Consider the following 19,650-nt stretch of genomic DNA (forward strand, 5'->3'; position numbering starts at 1 on the left):
TAAGGAGGAACTACTCATGGACAAATTTATAAAATGGATGGATATTCACTTTATTCCAGTAGCTTCAAAAATTGGGGCACAAAGACATTTGGTGGCAATTCGAGATGCATTCGTTGTTATTATGCCACTTATGATTTTAGGTGCTCTGGGAACATTAATTAATAACTTACCAATTCCAGGTTTTTCAAATTTTATGGACGGACTATTTCCTAAAATAGTTAACGATGTTCCAATCTGGAAGGGTGTAGGAGCAGGCGTTTGGAATGCTAGTTTTGGTATTATGTCATTATTCGTTGCATTCTTAGTAGCTCATAACGTTGCAAAATCATATGGTAAAGATGGTATGGCTGCTGGTACAGTATCAGTTGCTTCATTCTTCGCTTTAGGTGGTTTGCAATTAGCTGGGATGTCTTCAGTAGGATTATTCGTTGCACTTGTTGTCGGTTTGGTTTCAGCAGAATTATTCCAACGTTTAAGTGGTAACAAACATTTAATCGTTAACATGCCTGATGGTGTTCCACCTGCTGTTGCAAAAGCATTCGCTTCATTATTTCCAGCAATGATTGTTGTTACAATCTTTGCCTTTATCAATACATTATTCCAAGGATTCGGCGTAACTGATATTATTGCATCATTCTACAAACTTGTTCAAGAACCATTTATGGGCTTGGCAAATTCATATCCATCAGCATTATTATTAGCATTTATTGCACCATTCTTATGGTTCTTTGGTTTACATGGAGCTAATATGATTGATCCATTAATGCAAACAATTAACGCACCTGCTATTGCAGCTAACGTTAAAGCACTTAGTGAAGGTAAAACAATTCCTTTTATCGTTAACAAACCTTTCTTCGATTCATTTGTTAACTTAGGTGGAACTGGTGCAACTATTGGTTTGATTATTGCCATCTTCATTGTTGGTCGTAAAAATAAACCTTACAAAATGATTGGATCACTATCAGCAGCTCCTGGTATTTTCAATATCAATGAACCAATGATGTTTGGACTTCCAATTGTGTTGAATCCAATTATGTTCGTACCATTTATTTTGACACCAATGGTACTTGTGACTGTTGCGTATATTGCAACCGCCACTGGAATTGTGCCAGCAGCAACGGTAATGCCCCCATGGGTTACACCACCAGTAATTGGCGGGATTTTGGCAACTAAGAGTTTAGCTGGTGGGGTTTTAGCCGCAGTTAATGTGGTTATCTCAGCGTTAATTTACGCACCATTCGTTATCTTAGCAACAAAACAAATTGAAAAAGCTGAAGCAGAAGCTGAAGCAGCAAAAAAATAAAATAAAAGCGAATCTCTTTACGTTATTCTGTAAAGAGATTTTGTGTTAAATAAAGGAGTTTACTATGGTTAAATATGAATTTCCAAAAGATTTCTGGTGGGGGTCAGCTGCGAGTGGACCACAATCTGAAGGTCGTGTTTCAGGAGATGGAAAAGCTGATAATATTTGGGATGCTTGGTATCAAGCAAGCCCTGAAAAGTTCTTTAATCAGGTTGGACCCGAAAATACATCAAGGGTTTATCAAAAATACCAAGAAGATATCTCTTTGATGAAACAAACAGGTCATAATTCATATCGGACTTCAATTCAGTGGTCACGTTTGATTCCAAATCCATTCACTGGAGAGGTTAATCCTGAAGCTGTTACCTTTTATAACCATTTAATAGATGATTTAATTGCCGCTGGAATTGAACCTTTTATGAACCTTTACCATTTTGATATGCCAATGGTGTTACAAGAAAATGGTGGTTGGTTAAATCGTGAAGTTGTAGACTTGTATACGGACTATGCAGAAACTTGTTTTAAATTATTTGGCGATCGCGTTAAAAAATGGTTTACTCAAAATGAACCGATTGTTCCAGTTGAGGGTGGGTATTTATATGGATGGCATTTACCTGATGAACGTAATTTAAAGCATGGTGTCCAGGTGGCTTATCATGAAGCATTGGCAAGTGCTAAAGCAGTTGAAAAGTATCATTCACTCAATTTAGGTGGCACAATTGGGATTATTTTAAATTTAATGCCAACGTATCCAAAAGATGAGACAAATCCAGCAGATGTTAAAGCAGCCAAATTTGTTGATGGATTCTTTAATCGTTCATTTTTAGATCCCGCAATTAAAGGCACTTTCCCTCAAGATATTGTTGAGTGGTTGCATGAATATGACTTAATGCCAATCTATCATCAAAGTGATTTAGATGTTATTAAAGAAAATACTATCGATTTATTAGGCGTTAATTATTATCAACCAAGGCGAGCAGCGGCGAAAATAATTAAAGCCGAACCAGAAGGTGAAAATGGCTGGATGCCTGAAGATTTTTATACAGTATACGATATGCCTGGAAAAAAAGTTAATCCTTATCGTGGCTGGGAAATTTATGAAAAAGGAATTTATGATGCACTAATCAATATTAAGGATAATTATGGTAATATTGATTGTTTCATCTCTGAAAATGGGATGGGTGTTGAAGATGAAGCCAGATTTATTAATGCAGATGGGCAAATTAATGATGATTATCGAATTGAATTTGTTCAAGATCATTTGAAATGGGTTCATAAGGCACTTGAAGAAGGTAGTAACGTTCATGGCTACCATATGTGGACATGTATGGATAATTGGTCATGGTTAAATGCTTACAAGAACCGTTACGGATTTATTAGTGTTGATTTAGATAATGAAGCAAAACGCACAATTAAGAAGAGCGGTTACTGGTTTAAAAAAATGACAGAACAAAATGGATTTAATGACTAAAAATGGAGGCGAATGACTGATGGAAATGGAAATGAAATTAAAAATGCCTGCAGATTATCTATTTGATCAAATTATGGAGTCCGTACTATATGATATTAAAGATCAGACAGGTCAGAAATTAACAAAAAATCAATTAGAGGGTTTTGCGTTCACGAAAAAGTTTTCAAAAACACAATCAGCTGCTTTAAAAGTAACAAAAATAGTTGAAAACGAAAGTTATCATTTTCAAACGGATAACAATCGTAATAAATTTGATGTAAGTTACGATATTAAGGTAATTGATGATAAACGTTGTTTGTTAAGTTATAAAGAAGTCATGACTTCTAAAGGCAAGATGCAACAAATGAATGATGCCTTCATGAGTATTCTTATGAGTTTCTTTAAGAAGAGAAATTTCAAAAAAATGCTTAAACAAATTGAAAATAAGTATGCAACTAATTAGACTAAAAATAAAGAAGCAAACCGTATTTATCGGTTTGCTTCTTTATTTTTAGTCTAAAATTTCAACACCAATACCGATAACACCAGGGCCAGCATGAACACCAAGAGCAGGTGATGCATCGCCAAAGTAAAAATGTTCAGCATTTGGATACTTAGTTTTTAAGGTTTCGAAGATACTTGCTGCTAAAGGCTCATTATTACCATATGCAACGGCTATATCGAAATGAAGAGAATCGCCAATCTTATCATCAACGAGTGATAATAATTTTTTTAGTGCAGCTTTTTCGCCTCGAGCTTTTGCAATAGGATAATAAATACCATTTTCATCACATGAAATAATTGGTTTGATGTTTAAGAGATTCCCCATAAGACCAGAGACACGTCCAATACGGCCACCAACTTGAAGATAGTGTAGGGTTGGTAAATAGAAAAAGACACTACTTCTATCAACCGCTAGTTGAACCTTTGTGACAATTTCGTCAAAATAATTGCCTTCTTTAATTAAGTTTGATGCTAAAATACCAGCTAATCCACCACCAATACCAACATTTTTTGTATCGATGACTTCAACAGTTAATGATGATAATTTGGCGAATGTTTTAATTGAATTATAAGTACCAGACAAACCGCTTGAGATCGTTGTTGCAATAACATGTGTATAGCCATCGGCTTTAATTTGGTCAAAAACGTCGTTAATTGAGCCACCTGAAGGCGTTGCGGTTGTTGGAATCTCAGTCTCCATACGTTCATAAACTTCCGCAGGTGAGATAGAGATACGATCTAAGTAAGTTGCATCACTGAATGTAATTAAAATAGGGACCATATAAATATGTTCCTGTTCCATAAATTCTTTAGGAATATCCGAACCTGAATCTACTAATACTGCTATTTTTTCTTTACTCATCATTTAATTGGCCTCCTTCATTAATATAACTAATTTTTCACTGATAATATGATTAATCACGGCACTTGCAGCCGTTCGTTGTTCTAATTCAATGATTGTTGTTTCAGTCGTGACGGGCTTTAAGTTGGTATCAAAGGTTAAAGATTTAAGTTGTTCGTTAAAAATTAAAGCGAAGTTCATGTAAGCATCTTCAGATGAGTTATCGACTAAAATTTGGTCGATACCATTCTTGATAACATCTAACGGAAAAGCAGATTTTAAAACAGTAATAACAATGATTGCTGCTAAATGTTCCTTGCGATATCTTTTTTTGATGGGTTTAAACATAACTTCTTTTTTTACGTAATTATTGACCATTGTAGGTGTTACAGGCATTAAGTGTAATGGCTCTAAGTATTGATTAACAAGTTTCACGGATTGATCCATATAAAGGTCTAATTCCGGGAAATCTTGCCAATCAGGTAATGTAATTTTCTTTAAGCTATCTAGCCAATTTAAAAAAGATGATGGAACTTTTTGGCTCAAATGATAACCCCCCTTAACGTAATATCTTTATATTAGCATTTACATCTAGAGTTGTAAACTAGATTTAACTGTTTCTTAAAGTATATAAAAATAGCATGTTTATATGAAGATAAAAGTTGTACACTATAAGGGTATTTAATAATGAGAAGGAGTGAATTATTTATGATGGAACAAGCATGTACAACAATTTTAGTTGGTAAGAAGGCCACAATTGATGGCTCAACGATGATTGCTAGAAATGATGATACGTTTTTGCCTATTACACCACAACGATTCTTGATGTACCCTGCAGTAACCGGACGTCATGAAACGTTAACTTCGAATAAAAATGGGTTTACTGCACCATTACCAGAAAATGGGTATCGCTGGACAGCAACACCTAATGTTGAGGTATCCAGCAAAGGTGTCTTTGATGAAAGTAGTATTAATGAAAAAAATGTTGCAATGAGCGCAACAGAAAGTGTCTATGCGAATGAACGTGTTTTAGCATACGATCCTTTAATTAAAAATGGTTTAGCAGAAGATTCATTACAAACAATGGTTGCACCTTATATTAAATCAGCAAAACATGGTGTTGAATATTTAGGGGCTTTAATTACAAAATACGGTTCACCTGAAGGAAATGGTGTCTTATTTAGTGATAAAAATGATGTTTGGTACATGGAAATTGTTACCGGACATCACTGGATTGCACAACGTATTCCAGATGATGCTTATGCTGTTGCAGCTAATCAAGTTGCTATTCAAGAAATTGATTTTGATAATACAGATAACTTTATGTGGTCAGACGGTATCCGTGAATATGTAGAAGAGCATCATTTAAACCCTGATAAAACAGGCTGGAACTTCCGTCATATTTTTGGAACAGACACAGAAAAAGATCGTCATTACAACACACCTCGTGTCTGGTATGGTCAACGTTGTTTGAATCCAGAAATTAAGCAAGAACCAACTTCAAGTGAATTACCATTCATTTGTTACGCAAATAAAAAAATCAGTGTTGAAGATGTGACTGCTATTTTAGGTTCACATTACAATGAAACACAATATGATCCATTTGGTCATGGTGCTGATGAAGATCGTTTACGATTCCGTCCTATTTCAATGAATAGAACACAAAATGCACACGTTCTTCAATTGAGAAATAATGTTGATGATGCACATTCTGCATTAATGTGGATCTGTTTAGGTGTTCCAGCATTTGCACCATTTGTGCCATTCTACACGAATGCAACAGACACAGACCCAAGTTACAGCGAAACACCGTTAACACTAGATATGAATAGTGCTTATTGGATGTATCGTACGGTTTCGATGTTAACAGAATCACATTATTCTCATTTTATTCAAGAAAATGTTGATTACTTAAAGGCATGTCGTCAACAGTTGAAGACGATGGTTGCTGATATTGATGCAGCATCTACAGATATGAGTGGGGATGAATTAACAAACTACCTCACACAACAAAATTACGCAATTGTTGCTGATATGCGTGAAAGAACGATGAACATGATTGGTCAATTCATTACTGAAGGATTAACATTATCTAAATTAACATTTAACATGGATGCTAATTTATAAAAATAATATTTAACATGGATGCTAATTTATAAAAATAATATTTAAATACTTTGTACGCAAAAAGGCGTAATTCCAATATAACTTTGGAATTATGCCTTTTTGCGTACCCACATATATTAAGTACAGATAATTATTTTTAATGTAAGTTAGTTCATAAGTGTGCCAGTTTAATTTGATTCAAAAACAAAATAAGAGCGTTTATTAAATTCATTTCTTGATTTTGAGTACTCGATGGCGTGACCATTCACAAGCCAAACAATTTGTTCTACTTCTAATATTGGCGTTTGTTCAACAACGTTTAAATAATTGATATCTAATTCAGTGGCTTGTCTGGCTTGTATTTTTCTAGACATACCTGACATATTTAACCCTAACGTATTTTTAATATAACTATATATGGAAGTTTCCAGTACGGATTTTGATAAACCTGGAACTAATTTAACAGGCATGTACGTATCTTCCAAGATGAAAGGATTTCCATCTAAAAGTCGGAGTCTAATAATATGGTATGTTGGCTCTTCTGCACTAATATTTAAATGAGTTTGAACCTCTTTTTGAGGGAATACAACTTCAAACTTAATGACGTGACTTGTTATTCTGTCCCGTCCTTCTTGTTTACTTAATCCATCAAAATTATCTGCCGGTGCATCAACGCTATTGATAAGAGTCGAGGGACCTATAACAACTGTTCCAAAACCAGATTTTTTTAATATAAATCCTTCTCGTGCTAAGTCATCTAACGCCTTCTTTAAGGTTATTGAACTGACATCGAAGCTAGCAGATAATACTTTTTGATCAGGTAAAATGCTACCTTTTGGATATATATTAGAAAGTATTCGTTCCCGAATTATATTTTTAACTAACTCATATTTTTTCATAAATCCCTGTTCCCCCATAGATTTTAATGTCAAATTTAGTATTATTTAAACTTTAGGTGCGATTTTAAAAAGTATATTACTCTGCTTATTAAAAATTAGATCTCAAAAAAAATAGGTATGATGTAACTATTTTAGAATTAGAGAATATTGTACCGATATTTAGTATGACTAATTAATCGGTTAATACCGAATTATAACACTCAACTACCCTCTTTTCTATATAAGTGATAGCCAGAGTTTAATAAAACATATATCTTTTGTATAACAAAAGTATTGTTTTATTATACAAAAGATATATAATAGTAAATGAAAGCGATTTCTTAGTTAAAAAATAATTTATTAGAAGAAGGGTTGATTGATATATGATAAATGAAAATAAGATGCCTAAAGGTTTTTATTGGGGTAATTCTGTATCAAGTATGCAGACAGAAGGAGCATGGCAGGCAGATGGTAAAGGGCTATCAGTTTATGATATCCGTGACTCAGATAAAGGTGTATCCGATTGGCACGATGCGATTGATGAGTTTAACAGATATGAAGAAGATTTGGATTTAATTGCAGATATGAATATGAATATGTATCGCATTCAGATATCGTGGACTCGAATAGTACCTGATGGTGATGGAACTATCAACGAGAAAGGTTTTGAGTATTATGACCGATTAATTGATGGGATGATTAAGCGTGGTATTGAGCCAATGGTTTGTCTCTATCACTTTGACATGCCGTTAGCGTTGGCCCAAAAGCAAAGTGGATTTCTATCTCGTAAAACTGTTGATGCTTTTGTTAGGTTTGGGAAAGTCGTTATTGATCATTTTTCAGACAGAGTTAAATATTGGATTACATTTAATGAACATAATCTATACTTCACTGATGAAACATTTCATATTTCTGGATATACCAAGACGGAAAAAACAATTGACGATATGTATACCATATTCCATCATACGATGATAGCTCACGCACAAATTGCACAATATATTCATGAACAATATAAAGAACTTAAGATTGGAGGTATGTTGGCATATACACCAGTTTATCCAGCAACGACTAATCCAAAAGATTCTTTTGCAGTAAGAAAACAAAATGAATTTATTTATGAAAATCTAAATTCGTTATTTGTCGGACAATCATATTCTCCTGAAGTACTTAAATATATAGAAGTGAATAATATTCAAATGGATTTTAAAGATAGAGATAAGCAATATTTAAATAAAATTAAATCTGATTTCATTTCCTTTAGTTACTATCGCACAATGGTCATGGATGCTGATAAAATTCCAAGTGACGAGGCACCAAATAGATATATGAATTATAGTGTAGAAGAAAATACTTATTTATCTAGTAGTGAGTGGTCATGGAATATTGATCCCTTAGGATTCCGAAATGTAATTACAGATTTGCATAATCGTTATAGATTACCTGTATTTCCAATTGAAAATGGAATTGGCATCAAGGAGCACAGGGACAGCACAAATATAATCCAAGATGATGCTCGAATTGAATATCATAAAAGTCATATTAAGGCTATGAAGGATGCAATGTTTATTGATGGTGCTCAAGTTGTGGGCTATCTGGGTTGGGGATTAATTGATATTCCTAGTTCACATGGTGACATGGAGAAAAGATATGGTGCAGTTTTTGTTGATAGAACAAATCATGATTTGAAAGATATGAAGAGAGTTCCAAAAAAATCATATTATTGGTTTAAGGATATCTTAGAAGAGAATGGAGAAAAAATATAATGGAAAATAAAACTGAAAATAAAGCAAACACGTTCATTACGAATAAGTTATTACCTATAATTATGAAATTTGTGAATACAAAACCTATAAGGGCTCTGCAAGATGGAATGGTATACGCATTACCTTTTATTATTATAGGATCCATATTTTTAATTTTGTCCAATTTCCCGGTGCCAAGTGTTGCAGATGCGCTTAAAGATTCAGGTTGGTCAGCATTTTTCACACAAGCATATACAACAACATTTGGTATTTTATCTATCTGGGCGGTAGTTGGTATCGCGTACGTATATGTTCGTAATGAGGGATATGAGGCATTACCCGCTGCATTGACAGCATTATCATCTTTCTTGATGTTACAGATGCTCCAAGTGGCCGCACCTTTAGCCGGAGTAATGGGTAAAAATGGAGCAGGTATTGTTAACAGTGCTGGTAAAGAGGTCCTAAGTGGTTCTGCAATAACAGAAAATATAGACAAATTACCTCATTCGCTTCAATCATTCATGCAGTCGCCAGTTAATGGTGTAATTAACATTAGTTGGTTGAGCGGTCAAGGAATGGTGGCTGCAATTATTGTAGGTATTTTGGTAGGTTGGGCATATACAAAAATGATTAAAGCTGGTTGGAAAATAACACTCCCAGAACAAGTGCCAACTAGTGTTGCTAATCAATTTACTGCCATGATTCCATCTGGTGTTATATTAACTGTTACTATGTTAATCTTTGCTTTAATTAAGACAGTGTTAAATACAGATATGTTAAATCTCATTTATAAGATGTTAGCAGCACCTATGCAAGGACTATCAGATTCATTAATTGGGGCTATATTGATTGCCTTCTTAGTATCATTCTTTTGGTTCTTTGGTGTTCACGGAGGACTGATTGTCGGTGGAATTGCAGGAGCCTTCTTAATTCCTAATACTTCTGGAAACGCTGCTTTATATCAAGCTGGTAAATTATCGTTAGGTAACGGGGCACATATTGTTACTAATGAATTTTATAATAATTTTATTAACTTGACGGGATCTGGAATAACCATCGGACTAGTTATTTTCACACTAGTTGCAGCTAAATCTGTTCAGCTTAAAACAATCGGTAAAATTGAGCTTATTCCAGCTATTTTTAATATTAATGAGCCTTTTCTTTTCGGATTACCTTTAGTTATGAATCCATTTTTAGCTATACCATTTTTCATGGTACCAGTTATTGTAGCAATCTCTACTTATGGGGTAATTTATTTCGGAATTGTACCACCTTTAAATGGTGTTGCGGCACCTTGGACAACGCCAGCAGTTATTTCAGGATTTTTAATTGGAGGTTGGAAGATGGCCTTATGGCAAGCGGTAACGTTAGTAATATCAGCTGTCGGATACTATCCATTCGCTAAAAAATATGATCAATATTTATGTAATCAAGAACAAGAGCAAGAATTAAATAATAAAGCAGAGTGAAAGGAATAAAAAATCATGGAGAAAAAAATTATTATGTTAGCTTGTTCAGCTGGTATGTCTACATCTCTACTAGTATCAAAAATGCAGGCGGCAGCTTCTAAGCAGAAAAAAGATTATGAAATATTTGCAACATCAACATCAGATGTAGACCATCAAATTGAAAGTGTTCATCCGGATGTATTGTTATTAGGGCCACAGGTCAGTTATATGAAGGAAGAAATTAAAAGTAAAACTGATGCTGCTGGAATTCCTATGGACGTCATTGATATGCTAGATTATGGGATGATGAACGGTGAAAAAGTATTACAAACAGCAGTAAATTTAATTGCGGAATAAAATAAATTTAGTGAAATGGGGATGAAAAATATGAATGATAAAGATATGACTGTAATAATGGGAATTATTATGGAATCGGGGAATGCGAAGGGATTTGCCGCTCAAGCAATCCGCATGGCTGAGCAGTCTGATTTTTCTAAATCTGATGATTTTATGAACCAAGCACAAGAGGCGTTAACTAAGGTGCACAATATCCAAACTACTTTGTTAACAAAAGAGGCCAATGGTGAAAAAACGAAACTTAATTTGTATTTGATACATTCGCAAGATTGGCTAATGACGAGTATCTGTTATATTGATTTAGCTAAAGAAATTATAACTATGTATAAATCAATTAAAAAAAACGCCGTATAAAATGACGCATTATAGACGTGCTATGAGAACTTCTTTAATTTAATACGTTTATTAAAAATTATAATTATCAGATACTAAAAATATTAGTCGAATGACTGAAAAGGAGAACAATGGGAACTATATTAGCAATTGATATTGGTGGGACAACCGTAAAGTATGGAGAATGGAAAGAAAATCAGTTCATTTCACGTGGTAAGAGGGAGACCCCTGAGACGTGGAAAGATATGAAAACTTTAATTAAAAATTTATATAATAGTTGTCAGAACGCTGAAGGTATAGCCATTAGTTCTCCAGGATCAGTTGATACGGTAAATGGAATTATTCATGGGATTAGCGCCATCCCTTATATACACAATTTTCCGATTAGGGATGAGTTGGAACAATATTTAGGCGTACCAGTTTCTATACAAAACGATGCTAATTGTGCAGCATTAGCTGAGAATTGGATTGGAAACGCTAAAGATGTAGATGATTTTGTTTCTATTATCATTGGATCTGGAGTTGGTGGTTCTGTAATAATGAATAAAAAATTAAAGGCCGGAAGTAATCTATTTGGTGGCGAATTTGGGTACATGATTTTAGATGTAAATGATGATCGTACTTTCAGTGAGTTGGTTAGTCCAGTAAATCTTGCCAAACAGTATTCTTCAGAAAATAATCGTGAAATTAACGGAAAACAATTATTTGATTTATCTGACTCTGGTGATGATAAGGCATGCCAAATTGTAGATGATTTTTATAAACATTTAGCCGTAGGAGTGTTTAATCTACTTGTATCGTATGATCCTGACCTTGTTTTAATTGGAGGCGCTATATCTGAAAGACCTGGTTTGATTAAAACACTAAATAAATATATTAATCAATTAATCATTGCCAAACGTGCGGATGGCCTTAAGTATAATTTAAAAACATGTTATTTTTATGGAGATGCTAATATGATTGGCGCAATATACCAATATAAAACAAATTTCATAACCTTTAACACTATTTAAATATAAAAAAGCTCATAATTATTAGATTTAGATCTAATAATTATGAGCTTTTTGTATTGAATGTTCTATTTTTTACAGCTATTTATTAATTTCTTCAATAGTACCCTTAGCGTCTTTTTCAACTTTCATATCTGAAATTGAGATATAACCTAATTTCTTGATTAAGCCGTTTTGAATTTTGTCTGATTGAATATAACCAATAAATTTAGCTGTTGCGTAGTTAGGAGAACCTTTAGTATACATATGTTCGTATGACCAAATTTTCCAATTGTTTGTTTCAACATTTTTTGATGTTGGTTTAACGTTATCAATAGATAATGCTTGGATGTTATCTTTTAAGTACGAGAATGCTAAGTAGCTGATGGCACCTGGTGTTGAAGATACCATTTTTTGAACTGTACCGTTTGAATCTTGTTCTTGTGTTTGTTTAGCTGTTTTATTTGGAAGGATACTACTATCAAATACGGTACGTGTACCCGAACCAGAAGCACGATTAATGACAACAATCGCTTGGTCTGCTCCGCCAAGTTCTTTCCAGTTTGTTGTCTTACCTAAGAAAATGTTAGCAAGTTGTGCTTTTGAGAGGTTAGTTACTTTTGTATCTTTGTTGACAACAGGTGCAATACCAACAACGGCAACTTTGTGATCAACAATCTTTTTAGCATCTACGCCGTCTTTTTGTTCTGCAAAAATGTCAGAATTACCAACGGTAACAGCACCTGTAGAAACTTGGCTTAAACCAGTACCTGAGCCACCACCTTGCACGCCAATTGTTAAACCTGAATTATCTGCTTGATAGGTTTCAGCTGCTTGTTCAACTAAAGGTTGTAAAGCAGTTGATCCAACAATAGTAATTTTACCTGTAATTTTTGATGAATCATCTGAAGAAGATGATGATTTACCACATCCTGCCAACAATAAAAGACCCATTGCTGCTATCGAAATAATTGCTGTTTTCTTTCTCATAATTAACTTCCCCTTTTATTTTGTATTCGTATTTAAGAACAACTTCATAATATCAGTTAAATGTTATGGTTCTGTATGAATCGTGTAATGATTTACACCTGAAATTGTAAAGAATGGGTAAAGGTGGAGCGAAATACTTTGCTTTTGTGAGTGTGATTATCTATAATAAAAACCAGCTCATTATGACAGTCTGTCATAAAAACGGAAATAGGGGGAGACAAATTGATTCTAGAAATAAAAAACGTTTCAAAAACGTATAATATGGCTGGTGGTACGACATTCAAGGCTTTAAAAGACATTAATGCTTCTTTTGACAAAGGAGAATTAGTTTCAATAGTTGGTGAATCCGGAAGTGGTAAATCAACATTAATGAACTTAATAGGTGGATTGGATTCAAATTTTGATGGCGAAATTACGTATAATGGTGAAAATATTGGTGATTTTTCTGAAAAAGAACTTGTTAACTTTCATAAGAAGAGTATTGGATTCATTTTTCAAAATTTTAATTTAATTCCTCATTTAAGTTTGATTGATAACGTTGCTATGGCAATGACGCTTTCAAATGTTGATAAATCAGTACGTGTCAAACGTGCTAAAAAATTATTAACAGACGTTGGGTTACAAGATCATATGACAAAGAAGCCAGATCAAATATCTGGTGGGCAAAAACAACGTGTTGCTATTGCACGTGCCTTAATGAATGATCCTGATGTCATTATTGCTGATGAACCAACAGGTGCTTTGGATTCAGAGACAACTGATGCTGTCTTAGAAATTATCAAAGATATCGCAAAGCGTGGTAAATTAGTTTTAATGGTTACTCATTCAGATCGCGTTGCGGCATATTCAAGTCGTGTTGTACGAATTGATAATGGTGCAATTATTTCTGATTCCGAACAAGAACAATTAGAGTTGCATACTAATGAAGATGAATTTAAAGGCGAAACGCCTAAGAATTTAAGTCTATGGTCTGCAATTCGATTAGCTGCACTTAATATGAAAGCTAAATTTTCTCGTAATTTACTTGTTGCTATTGGCTCAAGTATTGGGATTATGTCTGTTGTTTTAATGTTATCGCTTGGAAAAGGGGTAACAAGTTATATAAAGGATACGATGACTAGCTACGTGAATCCCAATGTGACTGAAGTTCATATGAAGGCAAAAACAAGTTCTTCAAGTAGTAGTTCTAAAACAGCAACACCAGCTGCTGGTTCTCAAGCCCAAGCAGCGCAAGCTAAAGAACAACAAAGTCAAATGGCTGCAATTACTGGTCAGACAGGATCATTTTCTAAAAAAGATATTAATAAGTTAACAAATATTAAACATGTGAATGAGCTACAAAAGGGTTATACAGCAATTTCACTAGGTACAAATACAGTTTCATATAAGGATAAAAAAGCTAGTTTGATGCAGTTGGGTACAATGAACTCAGGTATTACAAAATCAAACATTACCAAGGGTACTAAACCAGGTAAGGATGGCATTTTATTAGATAAAACAACTGCAGATTCATTAGGCAAGAACATTGTTGGTAAACAAGTTAAAATTGCGATTGTTTATAACGAAAAAACGATTAAGAAAACGTTCAAAGTTGCCGGAATTTATGAAGCATCTGGAAGTAGCAGTTCAAGCAGTTTAGTTTACTTGAATTACGCTGACTTACAACAATTAGTTGAAGATAATAATGAAACAATTAAACCAAATGTTGTTTATCTTCATACAAACGATAAGGCTAATACGGCAGGTATAAAAGCTAAAGTTAAATCATTGGGTTACACAGGTTCAATTCAAGAAAAAATGTCAGAAATGTTTACTCAAATGTTAGATATTTTGACAGACGTTTTAACGGCCGTAGCTGCGATATCATTGCTCGTTTCTGCAATTATGATATTAGTGGTTCTAAATATATCTGTTGTTGAAAGAACAAAAGAAATCGGTGTTATGAAAGCTTTAGGAGCACGTCGTAAGGATATTCGCCGTATATTTGTTTCCGAAGCGTTCCTAATTGGATTAGCATCTGGCTTAATTGGTGTTGGCGTAACGTATATTTTAGCCTTTGGGTTAAATGCATTCTCAGTTGCAACATTCGATGTTACGATTGTTAAAGTTACAGCTAGTTATGTATTCTCTGGTATTTTAATCAGTGTCTTGATTAGTATGGTTGCTAGTTTCTTACCAGCAAACAGAGCATCAAAACTTGATCCAGTTGAATCTTTAAGAAAAGAATAAGTAAATAAAGTTGCATTTTTAAATAAAGACTAGTAACATGACAAGTTGTCACATGACAGCTTGTCATTTTTTGTATAAAGGAGAAAATATGCCTAAAAAAACGTATTTTAATTTAGATGAAGATAAGCAACAACGGATATTGGATGCTGCTAAAGAAGAGTTCTCAAGAGTACCCCTGTTTGAAGCATCAATTAGTAATATCATAAAAATTGCAGATATTCCGCGAGGGAGTTTTTACCAATATTTCGAAAATAAAGAAGATTTATACTTTTATTATTTTGATACTATTCGACAGAATCAAACTAAAAGATTTGGTGAATTATTAAAACGAAATCAAGGTGATGTCGTGACGACTATGAAGACCTTTTTTTCAGAAACGATTGCGAATACAGTGTCCGGAGAAGATGCTGCATTTTTTAAAAACGCCTTTGTCCGAATGGACTTTAAAATGAGTAGTCGGATGCAGCCACATCATCCTCACCACCCGCATCATAGTGGGAAACAGCCACATTTTGGTGGACCATTTCATCAAAATTTAAAAGCAGATTTTGATATTATGAGTGAAATTGATCGGTCTTTACTAACCATTTCCTCAGATGAAGAAATTAGTTTACTTATGTTTTCTTTAATGAGTCCATTTATGAAAACTATTAATGATTATTTTTCAAAACAAAGAGAAGGTATTGAAATACCTGTTGAAGAGTTACAAAAAGAATATGAAACAATGGCTAACTGGGTAGCTATTGGTGTTTCAAAAAGGAAGGAATAAAAATAAATGATAAAAGTAATGAAAAATCGCGTTAGCGTTTGGGCAATGTTTGGTGCATTTATATTTATGATTGTCCAAGTTATCTGCGATTTATATTTACCAACATTAACATCAGACATGATTAATAAAGGTGTCTCACAAGGCGATGTTGCGTATATCTGGCAGGTGGGTTATGTCATGTTAGGCGTAGCAGCTATTGGTATTGTTGCGGCAGTTGGTAATGTCTTTATCGCTTCACGCTTAGCGCAAAAATTAGGACTTAGATTAAGAAGTCATATTTACAAAAAAGTACTTAATTTTTCAAGTCATGAATTTGATCAAATTGGAAATTCAAGTTTAATTACAAGAACATCAACTGATGTTCTACAAATTCAAAACGTTACCGTTATGATGTTAAGAATGATGATCCAAGCGCCTATTATGTTGATTGGTGCTAGTATTTTAGCTTATAACAAACAAAAAGAATTAACCGTGATTTTTTTAGTAGCTGTTCCAATTTTAATTATATTAATTGCTTCAGTTATGTATTTTGCAGTGCCGCTGTTCAAAACGTTACAAAAAAGAATTGATCATATTAATCTTGTCTTTCGTGAAGGTTTAACAGGTGTTCGTGTTATTCGCGCATTTAACCAAGATAAATATGAACAAAATCGTTTTGATCGTGTGAATAAAGAATATACAGATAATGCCCGTAAAGTATTTTCAATTACGGCGCTAATGTTCCCCATGATGACTTTAGTTCTTAGTGCAACCAATATCGCAATTATCTGGTATGGTGGTCATTTAATTGGAGATATGTCGATGCAAGTGGGTAATCTAGTTGCGTTTATGACGTATGCAATGCAAATTTTATCAAGTTTTATGATGTTATCGATGGTATTTGTCATGTTACCTCGTGCGCAAGCTGCTGCAGCACGTATCAACGAAGTTTTAGATACGAAGAATTCGATAAAAGACCAACCTGATGCAATTACAGTTGATCGTAGTAAAGTAGGAGCAAGTCAATTGTCATTTGATAAAGTTAATTTCCGGTATACGGGTGCTGAAAAAGAAGCCCTAACAGATATTAACTTTGAAGCAAAGGCGGGTCAAACGATTGCGATTATTGGTGGTACTGGATCTGGTAAGTCAACGTTAATTAATTTAATTCCACGATTGTTTGATGTTGAGTCGGGCGATATTAAAATTGATGGTAAATCAATTTATGAGTTAACCCAAGTAAGCTTACACGACCAAATTTCTCTTGTTCAACAAAAGACAGTTCTTTTTAGAGGAACAATCCGAAGTAATCTACAGTTTGGAAATGAAACGGCAACAGATGATGAGTTGTGGCATGCGCTAGAAATAGCACAAGCTAAATCGTTTGTTGAAGAATCAGCGGATGGCTTAGACGGCATAGTTGAACAAGGTGGAGATAACTTCTCTGGTGGCCAAAAGCAACGACTTGCAATTGCAAGAGCATTAGTTAAAAAAGCTTCTGTTTACTTGTTTGATGATTCATTCTCAGCGCTTGATTTTAAAACAGATGCTAAATTACGTGGCTCACTTAAAACGGATGAAAGCATCAAAGATAGTGTTGTCGTAATTGTGGCACAACGGATTTCTAGTGTGACAAGTGCCGATTTAATCTTAGTTATCGATGGTGGAAAAATCGTTGGTAAAGGGACTCATGAAGAATTGAAAGCCACGAATGAAACCTATCAAGAAATTATGCAGTCACAAATCAGAGAGGGGGATGCAGAGTAATGGCAGATAATAAGTCAAAACAAGCAACGCAACCTATGCGGGGCGGTCGAGGTGGACATGGCAATATTGGACGACCAGTTGAAAAGCCTAAGAACTTTTGGAAAACAATTGGGCGTTTAGCGAAATACATGTCACCATGGTTAATTTCAATAGGGATAGTATTAGTGCTAGCCATTATATCTGTAATTTTCCAGGCGGTTTCTCCTAAAATTTTAGGACGCGCAACAACCGAGATTTTCTCTGGGGTAACTAAAGGATTCACTCAAATGAAACAGGGGCAGAAAGTAACCTCGTTGCCAATTAATTTTGATGCAATTAAGAATATCTTACTTACAGTTGGTATTATGTATATTGCGTCTGCACTTTTCAGTTTTGTGCAGCAATTAATCATGACTAATATTTCTCAAAAAACGGTGTACGCACTTCGTAAAGATATTAAGGCTAAAATGGAACGCGTGCCTGTTTCTTACTACGATACACATCCAAATGGTGATATTATGTCTCGTGCTGTAAATGATGTGGATAACATTTCTGGAACGTTACAACAAAGTTTTACACAGTTAGTAACAAGTGTTGTGACCTTTGTCAGTGTTCTCTATATGATGTTTTCAATTAGTTGGCAATTAACGTTAATTGCTTTGATTATTGTTCCTTTGAGTTTGGTTGTTGTCTCATTAATTGCGCCTCGTTCGCAAAAGTTCTTTGCTGGACAACAAAAGAGTTTAGGACTTTTGAACAATCAAGTGGAAGAAACGTATGCGGGTCATACGGTTGTTAAGACTTTTAATAAAGAAGAAAAAAATATTGATATTTTTGAAAAACAGAATAATGATTATTATAAAAGTTCATGGAAAGCACAATTTATTTCTGGATTAATTATGCCAGCAATGAACTTTATTAAAAATATTGGCTATGTCTTTGTGGCAATTGTTGGTGGAATTAAGGTTTCACAAGGAACAATTACTTTAGGTAACGTCCAAGCCTTTTTACAATATGTGAACCAATTCTCACAACCAATCACTCAAATTGCCAACTTATCTAATACGATTCAAGCAACTGTAGCTTCTGCAGAACGAATTTTTGAAATCTTAGATGAAGAAGAATTGAAAGATGAAAGTAACGATGACTTACCAATTGCTGATAATGGTAATAAAATTTCCTTTGATCATGTTCAATTTGGTTACTCAGATAAGAAGCTTTTGATGACAGATTATAATTTGGATGTTAACGAAGGACAAAAGGTAGCAATTGTTGGACCTACAGGTGCTGGAAAGACAACGATTATTAACTTAATTGAACGCTTTTATGATGTCTCAGCGGGATCAATCCGACTAAATGGTGTCGATACTAAGAATTTGAAACGAGAAGATTTACGTAAGTCAATCTCGATGGTGCTTCAAGATACTTGGTTATTTACAGGTACTATTATGGAAAATATTCAATATGGTCGTGAAAATGCAACGGATGAAGAGGTTTATGCTGCAGCAAAAGCCGCTCATGTTGATACATTTGTTCGTCAATTACCAGATGGTTATCAAACTGTTCTGAATGAAGACGCTTCAAATATTTCACAAGGACAACGTCAATTGTTAACGATTGCTCGTGCATTTTTGGCTGACCCAGAAATTTTAATTTTAGATGAAGCAACGAGTTCAGTTGATACACGAACTGAAGTTTTGATTCAAAAAGCGATGGATACCTTATTAGATAGCCGAACAAGTTTCGTTGTGGCGCATCGTCTATCAACGATTCGTGATGCGGATAATATTATTGTAATGGATAATGGCTCAATTATTGAAACTGGAAATCATGATGCTTTGATTGCTAAAAACGGGTTTTATGCTGATTTATATAATAGCCAATTTGCAAACGGTACTATTTAAATTAAAAATAATGAGCTGAATTTGACCTTAGTTAAATTTGTGTTCATTATTTTTTCGTTTTTAAAATACTTGGGCATTC

The 19,650-nt window shown here is 34.1% G+C and carries 17 protein-coding genes; 13 read left to right on the plus strand and 4 right to left on the minus strand.

The features are described 5' to 3' along the window. Positions 1 to 16: 16 nt before the first annotated feature. The 3 genes from AC1RP4_RS00980 (at position 17) to AC1RP4_RS00990 (ending at position 3,216) form a co-directional block, all read left to right on the plus strand. Positions 17 to 1,303, plus strand: coding sequence for a PTS sugar transporter subunit IIC (locus AC1RP4_RS00980; RefSeq protein ID WP_409021736.1), 1,287 nt, complete (start codon positions 17 to 19; stop codon positions 1,301 to 1,303). Between the two features lie 64 nt (positions 1,304 to 1,367). Then, complete coding sequence (locus AC1RP4_RS00985; RefSeq protein ID WP_481760985.1) at positions 1,368 to 2,774, plus strand: glycoside hydrolase family 1 protein; 1,407 nt, start codon at positions 1,368 to 1,370, stop codon at positions 2,772 to 2,774. A 19-nt stretch (positions 2,775 to 2,793) separates the two neighbouring features. Continuing rightward, positions 2,794 to 3,216, plus strand: coding sequence for a DUF3284 domain-containing protein (locus AC1RP4_RS00990; protein WP_481760984.1), 423 nt, complete (start codon positions 2,794 to 2,796; stop codon positions 3,214 to 3,216). A gap of 48 nt (positions 3,217 to 3,264) precedes the next feature. On the opposite strand, the gene AC1RP4_RS00995 is transcribed toward AC1RP4_RS00990, so the two are convergent. Then, a complete protein-coding gene (locus AC1RP4_RS00995; RefSeq protein WP_481760983.1) occupies positions 3,265 to 4,122 on the minus strand; it encodes a DegV family protein in 858 nt (285 codons plus the stop codon). After that, on the minus strand, positions 4,123 to 4,644 hold the full coding sequence (locus AC1RP4_RS01000; RefSeq protein WP_481760982.1) for a DUF1836 domain-containing protein: 522 nt from the start codon (positions 4,642 to 4,644) through the stop codon (positions 4,123 to 4,125). A gap of 162 nt (positions 4,645 to 4,806) precedes the next feature. Between AC1RP4_RS01000 and AC1RP4_RS01005 the strand changes: the two genes are divergently transcribed. Then, the gene (locus tag AC1RP4_RS01005) at positions 4,807 to 6,225 is read left to right on the plus strand and encodes a C69 family dipeptidase (RefSeq protein WP_481760981.1); all 1,419 of its coding nucleotides are present in this window, start codon (positions 4,807 to 4,809) and stop codon (positions 6,223 to 6,225) included. Between the two features lie 167 nt (positions 6,226 to 6,392). Here AC1RP4_RS01005 and AC1RP4_RS01010 read toward each other — a convergent pair whose 3' ends face one another. Then, positions 6,393 to 7,103, minus strand: coding sequence for a GntR family transcriptional regulator (locus AC1RP4_RS01010; RefSeq protein ID WP_481760980.1), 711 nt, complete (start codon positions 7,101 to 7,103; stop codon positions 6,393 to 6,395). Between the two features lie 362 nt (positions 7,104 to 7,465). Between AC1RP4_RS01010 and AC1RP4_RS01015 the strand changes: the two genes are divergently transcribed. The 5 genes from AC1RP4_RS01015 to AC1RP4_RS01035 all read left to right on the plus strand — a co-directional run bounded on the left by AC1RP4_RS01015 (position 7,466) and on the right by AC1RP4_RS01035 (position 11,978). Next, complete coding sequence (locus AC1RP4_RS01015) at positions 7,466 to 8,848, plus strand: glycoside hydrolase family 1 protein (RefSeq protein ID WP_481760979.1); 1,383 nt, start codon at positions 7,466 to 7,468, stop codon at positions 8,846 to 8,848. Further along, complete coding sequence (locus AC1RP4_RS01020; RefSeq protein WP_481760978.1) at positions 8,848 to 10,296, plus strand: PTS sugar transporter subunit IIC; 1,449 nt, start codon at positions 8,848 to 8,850, stop codon at positions 10,294 to 10,296. The genes AC1RP4_RS01015 and AC1RP4_RS01020 overlap by 1 nt, the downstream gene beginning before the upstream one ends. A 15-nt stretch (positions 10,297 to 10,311) precedes the next feature. After that, a complete protein-coding gene (locus tag AC1RP4_RS01025; protein ID WP_481760977.1) occupies positions 10,312 to 10,632 on the plus strand; it encodes a PTS sugar transporter subunit IIB in 321 nt (106 codons plus the stop codon). A gap of 15 nt (positions 10,633 to 10,647) precedes the next feature. After that, complete coding sequence (locus tag AC1RP4_RS01030; protein WP_481763203.1) at positions 10,648 to 10,986, plus strand: PTS lactose/cellobiose transporter subunit IIA; 339 nt, start codon at positions 10,648 to 10,650, stop codon at positions 10,984 to 10,986. Between the two features lie 110 nt (positions 10,987 to 11,096). Then, positions 11,097 to 11,978 (plus strand): ROK family protein, encoded by an 882-nt coding sequence (locus AC1RP4_RS01035; RefSeq protein WP_481760975.1) that lies wholly within the window; start codon positions 11,097 to 11,099, stop codon positions 11,976 to 11,978. Positions 11,979 to 12,056: 78 nt separating this feature from the next. Here AC1RP4_RS01035 and AC1RP4_RS01040 read toward each other — a convergent pair whose 3' ends face one another. Next, positions 12,057 to 12,944: a phosphate ABC transporter substrate-binding protein PstS family protein gene (locus AC1RP4_RS01040; protein ID WP_481760974.1), complete on the minus strand. Its 888-nt coding sequence runs from the start codon at positions 12,942 to 12,944 to the stop codon at positions 12,057 to 12,059. Between the two features lie 261 nt (positions 12,945 to 13,205). Between AC1RP4_RS01040 and AC1RP4_RS01045 the strand changes: the two genes are divergently transcribed. From AC1RP4_RS01045 to AC1RP4_RS01060, 4 genes are all read left to right on the plus strand, one after another. Then, a complete protein-coding gene (locus AC1RP4_RS01045) occupies positions 13,206 to 15,173 on the plus strand; it encodes an ABC transporter ATP-binding protein/permease (RefSeq protein ID WP_481761143.1) in 1,968 nt (655 codons plus the stop codon). Positions 15,174 to 15,261: 88 nt separating this feature from the next. Continuing rightward, complete coding sequence (locus AC1RP4_RS01050; protein ID WP_481760973.1) at positions 15,262 to 15,942, plus strand: TetR/AcrR family transcriptional regulator; 681 nt, start codon at positions 15,262 to 15,264, stop codon at positions 15,940 to 15,942. 6 nt (positions 15,943 to 15,948) lie between these two features. Beyond that, the gene (locus tag AC1RP4_RS01055) at positions 15,949 to 17,688 is read left to right on the plus strand and encodes an ABC transporter ATP-binding protein (protein ID WP_481760972.1); all 1,740 of its coding nucleotides are present in this window, start codon (positions 15,949 to 15,951) and stop codon (positions 17,686 to 17,688) included. Beyond that, positions 17,688 to 19,571 carry an ABC transporter ATP-binding protein gene (locus tag AC1RP4_RS01060; protein WP_481760971.1) on the plus strand — a complete coding sequence of 628 codons (1,884 nt, stop codon included), beginning with the start codon at positions 17,688 to 17,690 and terminating at the stop codon, positions 19,569 to 19,571. Before AC1RP4_RS01055 ends, AC1RP4_RS01060 begins: the two co-directional genes overlap by 1 nt. The last annotated feature ends 79 nt before the right edge of the window (positions 19,572 to 19,650 follow it).

This window comes from Dellaglioa sp. CoH-56-MRSF-10, from assembly GCF_056782175.1.